Annotated in this window: 11 protein-coding genes; 8 read left to right on the top strand and 3 right to left on the bottom strand. The window is 73.3% G+C overall.

Annotated features, from left to right (window positions below):
- Positions 1-237 precede the first annotated feature (237 nt).
- On the bottom strand, positions 238-1,146 hold the full coding sequence (locus tag A3Q37_RS30260; RefSeq protein WP_065489414.1) for a bifunctional DNA primase/polymerase: 909 nt from the start codon (positions 1,144-1,146) through the stop codon (positions 238-240).
- A gap of 337 nt (positions 1,147-1,483) precedes the next feature.
- Between A3Q37_RS30260 and A3Q37_RS30255 the strand changes: the two genes are divergently transcribed.
- From A3Q37_RS30255 to A3Q37_RS30220, 8 genes are all read left to right on the top strand, one after another.
- Positions 1,484-1,798, top strand: coding sequence for a hypothetical protein (locus tag A3Q37_RS30255; RefSeq protein WP_006126089.1), 315 nt, complete (start codon positions 1,484-1,486; stop codon positions 1,796-1,798).
- A gap of 245 nt (positions 1,799-2,043) precedes the next feature.
- Positions 2,044-3,207 (top strand): acyl-CoA dehydrogenase family protein, encoded by a 1,164-nt coding sequence (locus A3Q37_RS30250; protein ID WP_065489411.1) that lies wholly within the window; start codon positions 2,044-2,046, stop codon positions 3,205-3,207.
- A 224-nt stretch (positions 3,208-3,431) separates the two neighbouring features.
- The gene (locus tag A3Q37_RS30245) at positions 3,432-4,346 is read left to right on the top strand and encodes a bifunctional MaoC family dehydratase N-terminal/OB-fold nucleic acid binding domain-containing protein (protein ID WP_176711540.1); all 915 of its coding nucleotides are present in this window, start codon (positions 3,432-3,434) and stop codon (positions 4,344-4,346) included.
- Between the two features lies 1 nt (position 4,347).
- The gene (locus A3Q37_RS30240; protein WP_065489407.1) at positions 4,348-5,421 is read left to right on the top strand and encodes an acyl-CoA dehydrogenase family protein; all 1,074 of its coding nucleotides are present in this window, start codon (positions 4,348-4,350) and stop codon (positions 5,419-5,421) included.
- Positions 5,418-5,846 (top strand): MaoC/PaaZ C-terminal domain-containing protein, encoded by a 429-nt coding sequence (locus tag A3Q37_RS30235; RefSeq protein ID WP_065489406.1) that lies wholly within the window; start codon positions 5,418-5,420, stop codon positions 5,844-5,846. Before A3Q37_RS30240 ends, A3Q37_RS30235 begins: the two co-directional genes overlap by 4 nt.
- Positions 5,843-7,009 (top strand): lipid-transfer protein, encoded by a 1,167-nt coding sequence (locus tag A3Q37_RS30230; RefSeq protein WP_065489405.1) that lies wholly within the window; start codon positions 5,843-5,845, stop codon positions 7,007-7,009. Before A3Q37_RS30235 ends, A3Q37_RS30230 begins: the two co-directional genes overlap by 4 nt.
- Positions 7,010-7,189: 180 nt before the next feature.
- The gene (locus tag A3Q37_RS30225) at positions 7,190-7,753 is read left to right on the top strand and encodes a SigE family RNA polymerase sigma factor (RefSeq protein ID WP_065489401.1); all 564 of its coding nucleotides are present in this window, start codon (positions 7,190-7,192) and stop codon (positions 7,751-7,753) included.
- Positions 7,754-7,883: 130 nt separating this feature from the next.
- Positions 7,884-9,536 carry a long-chain fatty acid--CoA ligase gene (locus A3Q37_RS30220; protein WP_065489399.1) on the top strand — a complete coding sequence of 551 codons (1,653 nt, stop codon included), beginning with the start codon at positions 7,884-7,886 and terminating at the stop codon, positions 9,534-9,536.
- Positions 9,537-9,679: 143 nt separating this feature from the next.
- Here the strand turns inward: A3Q37_RS30220 and A3Q37_RS30215 are convergent, their stop codons facing one another.
- Together A3Q37_RS30215 and A3Q37_RS30210 are read right to left on the bottom strand one after the other, a co-directional pair.
- On the bottom strand, positions 9,680-14,233 hold the full coding sequence (locus tag A3Q37_RS30215; RefSeq protein ID WP_065489396.1) for a PAS domain-containing protein: 4,554 nt from the start codon (positions 14,231-14,233) through the stop codon (positions 9,680-9,682).
- A gap of 316 nt (positions 14,234-14,549) precedes the next feature.
- A complete protein-coding gene (locus A3Q37_RS30210; RefSeq protein WP_065489394.1) occupies positions 14,550-15,125 on the bottom strand; it encodes an SSI family serine proteinase inhibitor in 576 nt (191 codons plus the stop codon).
- Positions 15,126-15,185: the final 60 nt, after the last annotated feature.

Genomic DNA, 15,185 nt, shown 5'->3' with positions numbered 1-15,185 from the left:
CCTGCCTCCTTGGGGGCCGAGGCAGCCGGCGGTCGGTGGCTGACGGGCTGCCGCACAACAGTGAAGGGCAGCCCTCGGAGGAAAGGCAACAGGTCGGCAAGCGCTTTCTATTTTATCGTTGTAGAGGTGGGGGTTGTTCGATCATTGAGGGGTGTGTTTCTCGGCTTCTGCTACCTGCGAAAACGAGGCTTGTGGTGCTTCCGGTCGGCGATAGAAAGCGCTGTCTCTCCCTTGTGTTCAGGCGGCGCCGTTCGTCTCCTCGCCCCGCCTCGACGTCAGTCGGGCCGCCGAGGCGATCGCGGCTCGGGCCTCGTGTTCCGGCAGTCCCGTGCGGACGGCGGCCGCGGTGAGCGCGTCGGCCAGGGTGTCGCCGAAGCCGTGTTCGTACGCACGGCAGGCCGCCCAGAACAGGCGGGTGTTGCGCTGGCCCTCGTGAGCGGCCAGCACGAACTGGATCAGGCCCTCGCCCCGCCGGTCCGGGGTGCGGGAGGCGCCCACACCCCTGATGGCTGGGGCCGGGCGGCGGGGCTGGGTGAGGAGGCGGAGCAGGGCGCGGGGGCACGGGGCCGGGGTGAGGTGGGCGGTGCCGGGGGCCAGGCGGTAGCGGCCGTGGGCGGTGACCGAGCCGGGGCCGACCAGGTAGCCGCCGCTGCCGCGGATGTCGATGCCCGGGGCGAGGCGGCCGGCCGAGTTGGGGACCGTCGCGTCGGCGGGGCCGGTCAGCCAGAGGTGGCGGCCGCCGCTCGGGGTGAGCACCGTGACCGTCGGCGGGATCGTGAACAGGTGCTGGAGGGCCAGCTGCCGCAGCGCGCCTGCCGCGTCGCTGCCGTACGCCGGGTCGACGTCCAGGTCGATGCCGATGAGGCGGTGCGGGGTGCGTCCGCAGGCGATGCCGTAGCCGGTGGCCCGGGGCGCGGCGGCGAAGAGGGCGCGGACGGCCGCGGGGTCGGTGGTGGCGTCGTGCACCCCGTGTCCCGGCAGCCCGCACTCGCCCCGGCAGTGCGTCGAGGGCTGCTCGCCGCGGTGGGGGGAGCGCAGGGCGGGGAGCTTGGTGGCGGAGAGGGGGAAGACGGGGAGGCCGCGCCCGGCGGCGGCGAGGGCATGGGCGAGGGCCAAGGTGGGGGTCTGCCGGTCGATGGTGGCCATGGAAATAGTTTCGTACATGTGTTCGAAGAAAGGAAGGGGGGAGGTGGGTGGGGGCGGCTTGCTATCGGGTGGTGTGGGTGGGTGGCGGAACGGTTCTTCCCCGGTACGCCAACGGGTTGTCGCGGCCGTCTCGCTGACCTGGGCTTTTCCCTGGCGTAGGAGGTTTATCCGCTCTTCGTCATACGTGAGAGGGAATCGGGAGGTCGTGAGGGATTCGCCGGGGATGTGCTGGGCAACTCTGGTCTCGCGACGTTGTGAACAGCACCGGGGCGGTCGGCCAACTCCCCCGGAACCAGCCGAATATGAAGCCGCAATTCCGCTTTCTGGAGGACATGACATGGCAAGTATCCGTACCGCTCGCGCCCTCGCCGCCGTCGCCGCTCTGCCCCTCGCCGTCGCGCTCTGCGGCGGGGTCGCCGTGGCGGACAACGGCTCCTTCGCGAACGACGGATCGAACGCGGCCGTGGCGACGATCGGCGGCAGCGGTGTCGGCGGCAACAACTCCGGCAACTCGTCCACGACCCAGCAGCAGGCCGTCGGCGCCGGTGCGTCGAACCAGAACACGTCCGCCCAGGTGAGCAACTCCGCCTTCGTGCCGATCGACCAGTCGGACCACAGCGTCGCGGTGAACTTCACTCCCTTCTTCTGGTGATCGTCTGATCGCCATCGGATGACGCGTTCGTCGGGACCTCCCGGGGGGTGGGTTCCGGCGGACCGAACGGCAGCCCGCGCGGCGGCACTTCGGTGCCTCGTGCGGGCTGCTCGCGTCTTGACAGGGGCCCAGTATCTGACGGACAGTCAGAAACGTTGAGCGCTGATCGCCGGGGCGTTGATCGCCGGGGCGCCGGTCGGCGGCGCTCCGGCATCCGACCTGTCCGCGGTTCTGGAGGGCCCTCCGTGCATCTCGCTCCGACGGAACGCCAGCAGCGACTCCGTGACGAACTGCGTTCCTACTTCCGTACGTTGATGGTCGACGAGACCGCACCGGGGAGCGGGCAGCAGCAGCGGCGGCTGCTCCGGCGGATCGGCGCCGACGGGCTGCTCGGGCTCGGCTGGCCCGAGGCGTACGGCGGCCAAGGCCGTGGCCCCGACGAGCAGTTCGTCTTCTTCGACGAGGCGTACCGGGCCGGCGCCCCCGTCTCCATGGTCACGCTCAACACCGTCGGCCCGACCCTGATGGCGTACGGAACCGAGGAGCAGAAGGCGTACTTCCTGCCCCGCATCCTCGGCGGCGACCTCGTCTTCGCGATCGGCTACAGCGAGCCCGAGGCCGGTACGGACCTGGCGGCCCTGCGGACCCGTGCCGTCCGGGACGGCGACGACTGGGTCATCGACGGCCGGAAGATCTTCACCAGCAACGCCCAGCAGGCCGACTGGATCTGGCTCGCCTGTCGTACGGACCCCGAAGCACCCAAGCACCGCGGCATCTCGATCGTCCTCGTGCCCACGGACGCCCCCGGCTTCTCCTGGACGCCGATCCCCACTGTGGGCGGGGTCACCACCACCGCCACCTACTACGACGGCGTACGCGTCCCGGCCACGAATCTCGTCGGTGAGGAGAACGGCGGCTGGAAGCTCATCACCAGCCAGCTCAACCACGAACGCGTCGCCCTGGCCGCGATCGGCATGCAGGCCGAGGACTTCTACGAGGAGGCCCTCGCCCACGCCCGGACCCCCGATCCCGCGACCGGGCGCCGCCGGATCGACGAGCCGTGGGTGCGCGCCCGGCTCGCGGAGGCGTACGCCCGGCTCGCGGCGACGCGCCTGCTGAACTGGCGCCTGGTCGACGCCGTCGGCGCCGGCGCACCCGCTCCCGGCGAGGCCAGCGGGGTGAAGTTCGCGGGCACGGAGAGCGCGGTCGAGGTCTACCGGATGTGCCAGGAGGCCGTCGGAGAGACCGCCCTGCTGCGGGGCGGGTCCCCCGGCTGCTTCGGGCCCGGTGGTGAGCTGGAGCGGATGAACCGTGCGGCCCAGATCAACACGTTCGGGGGCGGTGTCGGCGAGGTACAGCGCGAGATCGTCGCCACGGCCCGGCTCGGGATGATCCGGAGCAAGCGATGAGGGGGGCGGGCGGCGAAGCCTCGTGGCAGGGCGCCGAGAGCCCCCGGGCGGGCGCCGAAGGCCCCCGGGCGGCGGCTGGAGCCCTGGTGCCCGAAACCCCGCGGCCGGAGGCTGATGCCCCGCGGCTGGAGGCTGATGTCCCACGGCCCGGTGCCGAAAGCCCCCGGCCGGAGGCCGAGAATGCCGAGAAGGCCGAAAGCGCCGAGCGTGATGAGCGCGATGAGCTGTACGCCCAGCTCCGCGCCTACGAAGGCCGTTCCGCCGCCACCACCGGGCGCGGCAAGGACCCCGTCAACGAGCCGATGATCCGGCACTGGTGCGAGGCGATGGGCGACACCTCGCCCGCCTACCGGGGCCCGGACGCCGTCGCCCCGCCGACCATGCTCCAGGCGTGGACGATGGGCGGGCTGACCGGGCACACGGACGGCACGGGGCGCTCCGCCGCGTACGACGAGATGTTCGCGCTGCTCGACGGTGCCGGCTACACCTCCGTCGTCGCGACCGACTGCGAGCAGGAGTACCTGCGACCGCTCCGCCCCGGGGACCTGATCACCTTCGACACGGTCATCGACTCCGTCTCCCCGCGCAAGACGACCAAGCTCGGCACCGGCTACTTCGTCACCACCCGCACGGACGTGCACGCCGACGGCGAACTCGCCGGGACGCACCGCTTCCGCATCCTCAAGTACCGCCCCGCGCAGCGGACCCGAGGCTCCGAACCGGCGCGTCGCCCCCGGCCCGTCATCAACCGCGACAACGCCGGGTTCTGGGCCGGGGTCGCCGAACACCGCCTCCTCATCCAGCGCTGCACCGACTGCGCGACCCTCCGCCTGCCCTGGCTGCCCGGCTGCAACGCCTGCGGCGGAGCGGAGTGGGACACCGTCGAGGCGGGCGGGGAAGGCACGGTATTCAGCCATGTCGTCATGCATCACCCGTCGTTCCCCGCCTTCGCCCCGGACGGCGCGGGCGGACCGTACGCCGTCGCGCTGGTCGAACTGGCCGAGGGCGTCCGCATCGTCAGCAACGTGATCGGTGTGCCGTACGACAAGGTCCGCGTCGGCATGCCCGTACACCTGGAGTTCCTCCGTACGGACCCCGACCTCGAACTGCCGGTCTTCCGGGCGAGCGAAGGCGGTTGAGATGGACTTCACCCCGAGCGAGGAGCAGTCCGCCGCGCAGGGACTGGCCGCGCGGATCTTCGGCGACCTGTCCACGCACGAGCGGCTGGCAGCGGCCGGTACGGGCACGGACGCCGAGCTGTGGAAGGAGCTGTGCGCGGCGGGGCTGCCCGCGGCCGTCGAGGACATCGGGCTGCTCGGACTCGTACTCCTCCTGGAGGAACAGGGCCGGACCACCGCCCAGGTCCCGTTCGCCGCCACCTGTGTGTACGGGCTGCTCGCGGTCGCCGAGCACGGTACGGCGGAACAGCGCGCACGCCTGCTGCCCGGTCTGCGCGACGGTACGGCGGTGGCGACGGGCGCGTTCCCGGCGCGGGGCGGCGTACACATCGCGGAGGACGGGGCGCTGTACGGGGCTGTGCCCTGGGTTCCGTGGCTGCGCGACGCCACCCATGTGCTGGTGGCGGACGCGGACCTGGCGCTGTGGATCGTGGAGGCGGGCGCGCCCGGCGCTGAGGCGCGCGCGGCGGGCGTCACCGTCGAACTCGTCGAGACGACCGCTCCCTGGTCCGCGGGGCGGCTGGTTCTCGACGGCGTACGAGGGGAGAGGCTGGGGAACGGGCAGCCGGGGGCGTACGCGGCCGTCCTCGCCACCGCCCGTACGGCCTTCGCCGGGCTCCAGGCCGGGGTGTGCGCGGGCTCGCTCGCGCGGGCCGTCCACCACACCGTCACCCGCGAGCAGTTCGGGCGGCCGCTCTCCACCAACCAGGGCGTCCTGCTCCGCGCCGCCGACGCCCACATGGACACCGAGGCGATCCGCGTCACCGCGTACGAGGCGGCCTGGCGTCACGACGAGCAACGGGCGTGCGAAGCACAGGCGTTGACCGCCGCCTGGTGGGCCTCGGAGGCGGGCAAGCGGGTCGTCCACGCGGGTCAGCATCTGCACGGAGGCACCGGGGCCGACCTCGACCATCCGGTCCACCGGCACTTCCTCTGGGGCCGCCAGCTCGACGCGTACCTCGGCTGCGGCGGCGAAGTCCTGGAGGAGCTGGGCCTGTTGCTGGCGGCGGACGGACACAGGGAGGGCGTGTCATGACGCGGGCGCATCGCGTCGGCGACGAGCTGCCGCCCCTGGAGATCCCGGTGACCCGGACCCTGATCGTCGCCGGTGCCATCGCCTCGCGCGACTACCAGGACGTCCACCACGACGCGGAGCTGGCCCGGGAGAAGGGATCCCTCGACATCTTCATGAACATCCTCACCACCAACGGGCTCGTCGGCCGCTACATCACCGACCACTTCGGCCCCACCGCCGTCCTCCGCAAGGTCGCGATCCGGCTCGGCGCGCCCAACTATCCGGGCGATGTACTCCGGTTGACCGGACACGTCACCGACGTAAGAGCCGGAGAACCCGCCGAAGCGGTCGTCCACGTCACCGGTGACAACGGCATCGGCCGCCACGTCTCCGGCACGGTCATCGTCGCCCTCCCCGGCCCGAGCCCGAAGAGGTCCGGACCATGAGCATCCGCAGGGCCGACACGCTCGGCGGAAAGGCGGCGATCGTCGGCATCGGGGCCACCGAGTTCTCCAAGGACTCCGGCCGCAGCGAACTGAAGCTGGCCGTCGAGGCCGTCCGCGCCGCTCTCGACGACGCCGGCCTCACGCCCGCCGACGTGGACGGGCTCGTCACCTTCACCATGGACACCAGCCCCGAGATCACCGTCGCCCAGGCGGCCGGGATCGGCGAGCTGTCGTTCTTCTCCCGGATCCACTACGGCGGCGGCGCGGCCTGCGCCACCGTGCAGCAGGCCGCCCTCGCGGTGGCGAGCGGCATCGCGGACGTCGTCGTCTGCTACCGGGCGTTCAACGAACGCTCCGGCCGCCGCTTCGGCTCCGGCGTCCAGCGGCGCGAGCCCACCGCCGAGGGCACGGCGCTCGGCTGGAATCTGCCGTACGGGCTGCTCACCCCCGCCTCCTGGGTGGCGATGGCGGCCCAGCGCTATCTGCACACGTACGGCCTCGACCCGGAGGTCTTCGGGCAGGTGGCGGTGGTCGACCGGCGGCACGCGGCGCGGAACCCGGCGGCGTACTTCTACGGGAAACCCATCACGCTCGCCGAGCACGCCGCGTCCCGCTGGATCGTGGAGCCGCTGCGGCTGCTGGACTGCTGCCAGGAGACGGACGGCGGCCAGGCCCTCGTCGTCACCAGCGTGGAGCGGGCCCGCGATCTGCCCCGGCCGCCCGCCGTCGTCGTCGCGGCGGCGCAGGGGGCGGGCCGGTCGCAGGAGCAGATGACGAGCTTCTACCGGGACGGGCTCACCGGCCTGCCGGAGACCGCCGTCGTCGCCCGGCAGCTCTGGCGCACCTCCGGGCTGTCCCCGGCCGACATCGACGTGGGCATCCTCTACGACCACTTCACCCCGTTCGTCCTGATGCAGCTGGAGGAGTTCGGCTTCTGCGGGCCGGGGGAGGCGGGCGACTTCGTCGCCGCGGACGCCCTGCCCCTGAACACCCATGGGGGTCAGCTGGGGGAGGCGTACCTCCACGGGATGAACGGCATCGCGGAGGCCGTCCGGCAGATCCGGGGTACCTCGGTCAACCAGGTGGCGGGCGCGGCGAGATCCCTGGTCACGGCCGGTACGGGCGTCCCGACGTCGGGCCTGGTCCTCGGCGCGGACGGCTGAGCGGCACCGCCCGGGCCACGGCCGCCCCCGGGGGCTCTCGGGGGTGGACCCTGACGGAGGCGCCGAGGCCCGTCCACCTTCAGGAGGTTCAGGGTGGACGCCCCCTACAACCTGAGGCGGACAGCGCTTCGGGACCTGGGGCCGATCCCCTCGGCGGCGCCCGCTCCTAGCGTTGAGTACATGACCACGCCAGTCTGCACGGGCGCCTCCAGGGCGGCCTCCGCCACCGCCTCCGGCCACCCCCATACGCCCTACGCGTCGTTCTCCTCGTACGTACGGGCCCGGGGACCGGTCCTGCTGCGCACCGCGCGCTCGCTCACCGCGAACCCGTGCGACGCGGAGGACCTGTTGCAGACCGCGCTCGCCAAGACGTACGTGGCGTGGGAGCGGATCGAGGACCACCGGGCGCTGGACGGCTATGTGCGCCGGGCCCTGCTGAACACCCGCACCTCGCAGTGGCGCAAGCGCAAGGTCGACGAGTTCGCCTGCGAGGAGCTGCCCGAGCGCGAGACCCTTCCGACGCCGGACCCGGCCGAGCAGCAGTCGCTGCACGACGCGATGTGGCGCGCGGTGCTCAAGCTCCCGGACCGCCAGCGCGCGATGGTCGTCCTGCGCTATTACGAGGACCTGAGCGAGGCCCAGACGGCGGAGGTCCTCGGCGTGTCGATCGGTACGGTCAAGAGCGCCGTCTCCCGCGCCCTCGGCAAGCTCCGCGAGGACCCGGAGCTGACGCCGGTCCGCTGACCAGCACCACCACGGGGCACCCGGACGGCTCCGGTCAGGAATTTTCTCCCGCGAGTAGTGACATACCGCCTGGTATGTGCGCAGAATCAGCGGAACCCTACTGCCGCGTAGCGCCCACCGGGAGGACGCCGTGCTGAGCACCATGCAGGACGTACCGCTGACTGTCACCCGCATCCTGCACCACGGGATGACGATTCACGGGAAGTCGCAGGTCACGACCTGGACCGGCGAACCCGAGCCGCACCGCCGTTCCTTCGCCGAGATCGGCGCCCGCGCCACGCAGCTGGCCCACGCGCTCCGCGACGAGCTGGGCGTCGACGGCGACCAGCGGGTCGCCACGCTCATGTGGAACAACGCGGAGCATGTCGAGGCGTACCTCGCCATCCCCTCCATGGGCGCGGTGCTCCACACCCTCAACCTCCGGCTGCCGCCCGAGCAGCTCGCCTGGATCGTCAACCACGCGGACGACAAGGTGGTGATCGTCAACGGTTCGCTGCTGCCGCTCCTCGTGCCGCTGCTGCCCCACCTGCCGAGCATCGAGCACGTCGTCGTGGCCGGCCCTGGCGACCGCTCCGCCCTCGCCGGGGTGACGCCCCGGGTGCACGAGTACGAGGAGCTGATCGCGGGCCGCCCCACCACGTTCGACTGGCCCGAGCTGGACGAACGCCAGGCCGCGGCCATGTGTTACACCTCCGGCACCACGGGCGACCCCAAGGGCGTCGTCTACTCGCACCGGTCGATCTACCTGCACTCGATGCAGGTCAACATGACCGAGTCGATGGGGCTGACCGACAAGGACACCACCCTCGTCGTCGTGCCCCAGTTCCATGTGAACGCCTGGGGTCTGCCGCACGCCACGTTCATGAGCGGCGTCAACATGCTGATGCCGGACCGCTTCCTCCAGCCCGCCCCGCTCGCCGACATGATCGAGCGCGAGCGCCCCACGCACGCGGCCGCCGTGCCCACCATCTGGCAGGGCCTGCTCGCCGAGGTCACCGCCAACCCGCGCGACCTCACCTCCATGGCCAACGTGACCATCGGCGGCGCGGCCTGCCCGCCCTCGCTGATGGAGGCGTACGACAAGCTCGGCGTCCGGCTCTGCCACGCCTGGGGCATGACGGAGACCTCGCCGCTGGGCACCATGGCCCACCCGCCCGCCGGGCTGAGCGACGAGGAGCAGTGGCCGTACCGGGTCACCCAGGGCCGCTTCCCCGCCGGGGTCGAGGCGCGGCTGGTCGGCCCCGGCGGCGAACACCTCCCGTGGGACGGCGAGTCGGCCGGCGAGCTGGAGGTCCGGGGCCCCTGGATCGCCGCCGCCTACTACGGCGGGTCCGACGGCGAGCACCTGCGCCCCGAGGACAAGTTCAGCGAGGACGGCTGGCTGAAGACCGGCGACGTCGGCGTGATCAGCACCGACGGCTTCCTCACCCTCACCGACCGGGCCAAGGACGTCATCAAGTCCGGCGGCGAATGGATCTCCAGCGTCGAGCTGGAGAACGCGCTGATGGCCCACCCGGACGTCGCGGAGGCGGCCGTCGTCGCCGTACCGGACGAGAAGTGGGGCGAGCGGCCGCTCGCGACCGTCGTCCTCAAGGAGGGCGCCGCCGATGTCGACTACGAGGCGCTGAAGGCCTTCCTCGCCGAGTCGGGCATCGCCAAGTGGCAGCTGCCGGAGCGCTGGTCGGTGATCCCCGCGGTGCCGAAGACGAGCGTGGGCAAGTTCGACAAGAAGGTGATCCGCAGGCAGTACGCGGAGGGCGAGCTGGACGTCACCCAGCTCTGAGCCTCAGCTTTGAGTCTCTGGTTCCGCCTCTGGTTTCACGTGAAACAGGGCGGGGGCGGTACGGGAATCCCGTACCGCCCCCGCCCTGTTCCGCTCTCCGCGCGTGCGGTCAGTTCGCGCGTGCGGTCAGTTCGCGCGTACGGTCAGTTGGTGCCGATCTTCGCCAGCAGGTCGACGATCCGTGACTGGACCTCGTCGCTGGTCGACCGTTCCGCCAGGAAGAGAACGGTTTCGCCCGATCCGAGCCGCGGCAGCTCCGCCTGGTCCATCCCGGCCGAGGTGTAGACGACCAGCGGGGTGCGGTTCAGCTGCCCGTTGGCCCGCAGCCAGTCGACGATCCCGGCGCGCCGACGGCGTACCTGCATCAGGTCCATCACCACGAGGTTCGGCCGCATCCGGCCCGCCAGGTCGACGGCCTCGCTGTCCGTCGCGGCACGCGCCACCTGCATGCCGCGCCGCTCCAGGGTCTGCGTCAGCGCCACCGCGATCTCCTCGTGCTCCTCGATCAGGAGCACCCGCGAGGGATGCTGTTCGCTGTCGCGCGGGGCCAGCGCCTTGAGAAGGACGGCCGGGTCCGCCCCGTACGCCGCTTCCCGGGTCGCCTGCCCGAGGCCGGCGGTGACCAGCACCGGGACCTCGGCCGCGACGGCCGCCTGGCGCAGCGACTGCAACGCGGTACGGGTGATGGGGCCGGTCAGCGGGTCGACGAAAAGCGCGGCGGGGAACGCGGCGATCTGGGCGTCGACCTCCTCACGGGAGTTCACGATCACGGGACGGTAGCCCCGGTCGCTCAGCGCCTGCTGGGTCGGTACGTCGGGGGCGGGCCAGACCAGCAGCCGACGCGGGTTGTCCAGCGGCTCGGGCGGCAGCTCGTCGTCGACCGGGTGCGGGTGCGGCCGGTTGGCGACCTCGACCGCGCCCCCCGGCCCGTCCAGCGGCTCGGGACCCTCGGCGCCCTCGTCGGGCGCCCCTATGGCGTACGCACGCCCCTCGGCGACCGGCGGCGCGAGCAGCTGCCCCTCGCCGTAGGCGGCACCGGTCCCGCCGCCCACGTGAGCCGGCTGGGCGAGCTCGGGCGCCGGAGCGGGGGACGGGGGCTGGGGCTGGTTCTGCCCCGGTCCGGGCGTGGGCGGAGGCGTCGGGGTGCTCGTGGTCGCGGTCGCGGGTGCAGGGATCGGTGCCTGACCCGTCGGCTGGGCGGCCCGGCCCGGCCGGTCCTGCTGGGGCGCGGCCTGCTGGTTGCCGGGGGCCCGGGCCGGGGTGCGGTCGCCCTCCGGCGGTGCGGCGAGCTTCCGACGCCGACCGGCCCCGCCGAGACTCTGGTGCGGCTGGTTCTGCTGATGCGCGAGGTGCTGGGCGAACGGCACGCCCTGGCCCAGCGTGCGCACGCTGAAGGCCCTGCCCTGCGTCGAGTCGGGGTTGGTGCCCTCCGGCATCGGCTCCTCGGCGGGCAACGGCTGCCGCCGCGCGTCCGGAGCCGGGACGCCCGGTTCACCGTCGGCCGGGTGCGCCCCGGGACCGGTGACGGCGACACCGGTGGTGTGGGCGGTGTGCCCGGTGTGGGCGGTCTGCCGGGGGTCGCCGAGTCCGGTCTGCCGGGGGTCGGTCTGCCTGGGGTCGCCCCAGGGGCCGTTCTCCGGGCCCTGTCCGGTCGCCGACACCGGGGCCTGGGCGTGGGCGTGGGCCTGTGCCTGGGGGAAGCCGTTCCCGGATGCATCCGTGCCGGGGGTGCCGTGCGCGGGTGTGCCTTGGCCGGGGGTGACGTGCCTCGGGGTGCCCTGGCCGGGGATGCCCGGCTCGGAGACGCCTGCACCGGGCATGCCGTGCGCGGGGGTGCCCGGTCCGGAGATGTCCTGCCCGGGGGTGCCGTGCGCCGGGGTGCCCTGGCCGGGAACGCCCGGCTCGGAGATACCCGCACCGGGGACGCCGTGCGCGGGTGTGCCGTGCCCGGGGACACCTGTCCCAGGGACGCCCAGCCCGGGAACACCGTTCCCGGCGGTCATCGGGTTCGTCTGCGGGGCGTCCGTCTGCTGGAGGTTGTGCGCCGGGGCGACAGGGGGAGCCGGGGCGATGGGGTGCGCCTGCGGAGGGGTGTGGCCGGCCTCCGGTGCGGTACGTGCGTGATGCGCGGTCGCGTCGTCGCCGGGGCCCACCGGGGCGTCGGGGATCGCGGGCGCCCGGTCCGCGTCGGCGGGCGGCAGGGCGAAGGCGGTCCGCGGACCGGCGTCCGCCGCGGTGCGCTCCTGGGCGGCGGCCAGCGCGCGCCGGGCCCGCCGGCCACCCGGCTGACGGGCCGGTTCCGGATGTCCGTCGGCGCCGCCGTTGCCGGACGCCAGGGCGGGGAGGGCGGGGACGGGCTCACCCTCCCGACGGGCTCGCCGTCCGGTGGGCGGAACGGGCTGCTGCGGGTCCACCGGGACGCCCTGGGGCGGCACGGTCGGCCCGAGCTGCGGACGGCCACCGCCCTGGGCGTTCTCGGCCGCGGTGACGACTGCCCCCTCCGAGGGCGCGGCGGGGGCACCGGACGGGGCGGAGGTCAGGGCCAGCGCCTGACGCTGCGGTTGCGGCTGCTGCTCCCGAAGGGCGTTCCCACCGCTGCCACCGTTCCCACCGGTCCCGGCGTCCGCCGCACCCCCGGGAACGGTCTCCAGGGCCGCTTCGGCGGGGCTGGGTCGTCCGCGCCGCCGCCCGGATCCCTCGCCCTGCTGGGCCGGGATCAGCTCGGGGGCCTGCTGCTCCTCGGGCGCGGCCGGTCCACGGCGCGCCCGCCGCCGCCCGGTCGGCTCGGCGACGGGCCGGTCGTCGGCAACGGGAACGGAAGCGGCAGGAGCACCGGGAGCCACGGCCTCGGCCGTGCCGGCACCCGCGCTCTCCGGCGTACCGACCGGGCTGTCCAGGAACGCGTCGGTGGAGGACCTGCGCGCCCGGCGCCGGCCGCCGCTGGTGACGCCCGGCGCTCCGACGCCTTCCGGCGACGACGAGGACATCGGGGCGGCGGGCTCCGGCGACAGGCCGCTGCCGTCCGGCTCCGGGGGCGCGATCGTGCCGGCCGCCGCGCCGATGGGCACGTCGAGGACGTACGCGCTGCCGCTCATGCCCGGCATTTCGTGCGTCTGGAGGACCCCGCCGTGAGCCTGGACGATGCCGCGGACGATCGGCTCGTGCACCGGGTCGCCCCCGGCGAACGGTCCGCGCACCTCGATGCGTACGACGTCACCGCGCTGGGCGGCGGCCACGACCACGGTGGAGTCGACGTAGCCGCCCCCGGGGACGGCCCGGGTCTTGCCGGTCGAGTCGACGCCGCAGACGTCCGCGACGAGGTGGGCGATGGCGGTCGCGAGCCGGCGCGCGTCGACCTCGGCCTCGATCGGCGGGGCGTGCACGGCGAACTGGGCGCGCCCGGGCCCGATCAGCTCGACGGCCCCGTCGATCCCGCCCTTCACGATCCCCTCGATCAGCGTGGGGGCCTTGTGCAGCCCCTCCACCCCCGTGTCGAGGCGCTGGTAGCCGAGGACGTTGTCGACGAGCGTGGTCATCCGGGCGTACCCGGCGGCGAGGTGGTGCAGGATCTGGTTGGCCTCGGGCCACAGCTGACCGGCCGGGTCGGAGGCGAGCGTGGACAGCTCGCCGCGCAGCTCCTCCAGGGGCCCGCGCAGCGAACCGCCGAGGACGGCGGTGAGCTGGGCGTGCTGGGCGCTCAGGGAGGCCAGCAGCTCGGCCTGTCCCTCGATCTCGGCCGCGTACCGCTCGCTGCGGTCGGCGAGCTCGGCGGCGTGCGCCTCCTTCAGCGCCTCCACTTCCTTGGCGTGCGCTTCCTTGAGCGCGGTGACCTCGGCGGAGTGGCTGGTGGTCAGCTCGGCGACGACGTTCTTGTGCTGGGCGGACAGCTCCTCGTACGGCCGGCGGTCGGTGAACGTCATCACCGCGCCGACGAGCTGGTCCCCGTCGCGTACGGGAGCGGTCGTCAGGTCCACCGGCACCCGGTCGCCGCTCTTGGACCACAGCACCTGCCCGCGCACCCGGTGCTTGCGCCCGGACTTGAGAGTGTCGGCGAGCGGGGAGTCCTCGTACGGGAACGGCTCGCCCTCCGCCCGCGAATGCAGGATCAGCGGGTGCAGCTCCTGGCCGCCGAGGTCGCTGGCCCGGAAGCCGAGGATCTGCGCGGCGGCGGGGTTGACGAGGACGACACGCCCGTCGGTGTCCGTACCGACGACGCCTTCGGACGCGGCCCGCAGGATCATCTCGGTCTGCCGCTGCGAACGGGCCAGCTCGGCCTCGGTGTCGACGGTTCCGGAGAGATCCCGTACGACGATCATGAGGAGCTCGTCGCCGGTGTAGCTGGAGTGGATGTCGTTGTACGCGGCCTGCCCGCTGTCCAGGCTCGCGCTGGTGACCTCGACCGGATACTCGTGGCCGTCGGTGCGCCGCGCGGTCATCCGCGTGGGCTTGGTCCTGCCCTGCTCATCCGCAGCCTCGGGCCGTCGCATCGACCCCGGGATCAGCTTGGAGTCGAACTCCGGCAGCAGATCGAGCAGTCCGCGACCGACGAGCGCGGTGCCCGGGGTCTCGAACATTTCGAGGGCGATGGCGTTGGCGTTGACGACCGTGCCATTGCAATTGACGAGCAGAAGCCCGTCAGGAAGGGCATCGAGTATGGCTGCGAGGCGAGCAGTGCCTCGGGATGGCCTGCTGCTCACGACGACGCTTCCTCCCTGATTACCGCACCTTGCCGACAGCGGGCCCCATCTTGCCCCTCGGGCCGCAGACTGTCACTGGAGGAGTCTAAGGCCAGGGGAGGCCCCTGGGGCGGCGGATGAGGGGGAGCTCTCACCAAGGTTCTGTGCGCGCGGTGTACGCCACGGGCCCGTGCCGTGAGCGTCCGCACACCCTGTGACGTGCGCGAACGCGGGGCCCGGCGGTTCCTTCCGGGCCCCGGAACGCCCCGGGCCGCTTCGCCGGTGCGAACGTCTTTACGCCGACGACGACGGGCTGACCGGGTATCGGGCTGTCGGGCTACCGGACATCCGGGAGCACCGGCACGAGGCTGTTCCAGCGCGCGATCTCGCATCCGTCGCGGCGGCTGGCGGTGGTGTCCACGGCCCGGCCCTCCCAGGTGCCGACGATGCGGGCGAAGGCGTCGCCGCCGTGGATCATGGTGCACATCGTGCCCTCGGGGGTCTCCCGGAACAGTTCCTGCTGCCCGGACCGGGTGGCCCCGGCCTCCGCCAGCCGGTCACAGGCGGCCTGCCCCTCGGGGTGGGTGCCCCCGGTGGGCCCGCACTCCAGCTCGAAGGTGCCGTCGGCCCCGGGAACCCCGGTGTTCTCCACGCTTACGGTGAGCCGCGTGAGCGCCTCGTCGGCCTCGTCGGCCCCCGCCCCCGGCCCGTCGTTCAGGAACCCGGGCAGCGGGAGGGGCATGGGCAGCGGGCCGAGGGCGGGCCGGGCGGCGGCGAACGGACCGGAGGTGGGCACGGCGGCGGGCACCGGCCCGGTCGACGCGGGCCCGGAGGCGGTGGCGGTGGCGGCCGGCACGGCGGTGGCGAGGACGGCGAGCGGGACGACGGCGGTGAGGGCGAGACGACGCAGCATGCGAAAGCTCCAGGATCTCTGCGGCGGGGCCGGCCGCGGGCGACGGTCACGGACGATCAC

It is taken from the genome of Streptomyces sp. PTY087I2, assembly GCF_001687325.1.
In the GTDB taxonomy this organism is placed as follows: Bacteria; Actinomycetota; Actinomycetes; order Streptomycetales; family Streptomycetaceae; genus Streptomyces.
Note: the sequence above shows the minus strand (reverse complement) of the source record. Positions and strands in the feature narration are given on the sequence as shown.

Coding starts and splice junctions, on each gene's coding strand:
- A3Q37_RS30260 (WP_065489414.1), bottom strand. CDS start 1,146: ATGGCCACCATCGACCGGCAGACCCCCACCTTGGCCCTCGCCCATGCC.
- A3Q37_RS30255 (WP_006126089.1), top strand. CDS start 1,484: ATGGCAAGTATCCGTACCGCTCGCGCCCTCGCCGCCGTCGCCGCTCTG.
- A3Q37_RS30240 (WP_065489407.1), top strand. CDS start 4,348: ATGGACTTCACCCCGAGCGAGGAGCAGTCCGCCGCGCAGGGACTGGCC.
- A3Q37_RS30235 (WP_065489406.1), top strand. CDS start 5,418: ATGACGCGGGCGCATCGCGTCGGCGACGAGCTGCCGCCCCTGGAGATC.
- A3Q37_RS30230 (WP_065489405.1), top strand. CDS start 5,843: ATGAGCATCCGCAGGGCCGACACGCTCGGCGGAAAGGCGGCGATCGTC.
- A3Q37_RS30225 (WP_065489401.1), top strand. CDS start 7,190: ATGACCACGCCAGTCTGCACGGGCGCCTCCAGGGCGGCCTCCGCCACC.
- A3Q37_RS30210 (WP_065489394.1), bottom strand. CDS start 15,125: ATGCTGCGTCGTCTCGCCCTCACCGCCGTCGTCCCGCTCGCCGTCCTC.